The sequence below is a fragment of the Luteolibacter flavescens genome (assembly GCF_025950085.1).
In the GTDB taxonomy this organism is placed as follows: Bacteria; Verrucomicrobiota; Verrucomicrobiia; order Verrucomicrobiales; family Akkermansiaceae; genus Haloferula; species Haloferula flavescens.
In genome coordinates this window covers 1-1016 of record NZ_JAPDDS010000071.1, presented here as the reverse complement: position 1 = coordinate 1016, position 1016 = coordinate 1, and the positions used below count along the sequence as shown (strand labels likewise).

The following is a 1016-nucleotide window of genomic DNA, read 5'->3' as shown; positions in this document are numbered from 1 at the left end:
CTCACAAGGATATGAAGCCCTTCTTGTCAATGTTTGATGACCAGGATGTCCAGTCACATTATCACTGATAAGTTGTCCTGATGCCGAACTGGCCACTTTCTTCTGCACCTTCAAGTTTCTCTCTGCAAAGGAAGCCCCAGATGGAATGATCTGGCAATTTCTTTCTGGATAGGACTCAGAAGTTATGTTACTTGGTGAAGTTGAATCCAAGTGGTTCTTTTGGTTCAATAAATTCTGAGAAGAGCTTAGTTGAGAACCTGAAGCTATAGAAAACTTCTGATCTTCAGGCTGTTCCATGGCATTTTCCGATGAATATCGATTTCCAATCATATCTAGGTTTTCCTGCCCAGTGCATATCTGGTCGCTGGACAACAATTCCATCGCATCCCTTTGGTAAGCCTGTTCGCCATAAACATCTTCAGGTTTTTGCTCATTGAACAGATAAGAGTCATCGAATTGCTCGTCACATACAGCACTTGAAGGATCAGCTGTTGTCAGGGATTTATCTTCCGTACAATTGAATGCGGAGAGGTCATCCAGGATACCATAATCAGAATACGAGGATTCAAACCCTGGTTGCATAGCAACATCAGAAGAGTACATGGCATCTGAAGAAGGAATCCATGACAGTTCATCCGTGTTCGGAAGTTGCTGCTGACCGTACGTGGAATCACACCTCCTGAATAAGTTGTCGACGTCCTCAAAATTATCAATAGCAGGCCAATCAATGTAGGTTAGATCATTATCTCCATAGCCATGACCAGTTTGTGGAGTACTCTGATTATTGAGAACAGGTGAACCATCATTGCTCAGAGCAAACTGAGAACTGTTCCAATTGTCTGTTGGATATCTTGTTTCAGAGATAGTATTCAAGGGAAAATCATTTGATTCAACTTTGCAGTTTTCTATGTGATCATGGTTGACATCCCGGGATACTATCCCATTAGCTGAATGGATTTGCTCTGAATTACATTTCTGCGAATCTGAATCAATCACTCCAGAGATGTCAACATGGG

General features: G+C 42.0%; 1 protein-coding gene. It reads right to left on the bottom strand.

The features are described from left to right. Window positions 1–873: hypothetical protein (locus OKA04_RS25050; protein WP_264503875.1), on the bottom strand; the 873-nt coding region annotated here is incomplete at its 3' end. Between the last annotated feature and the right edge of the window lie 143 nt (window positions 874–1016).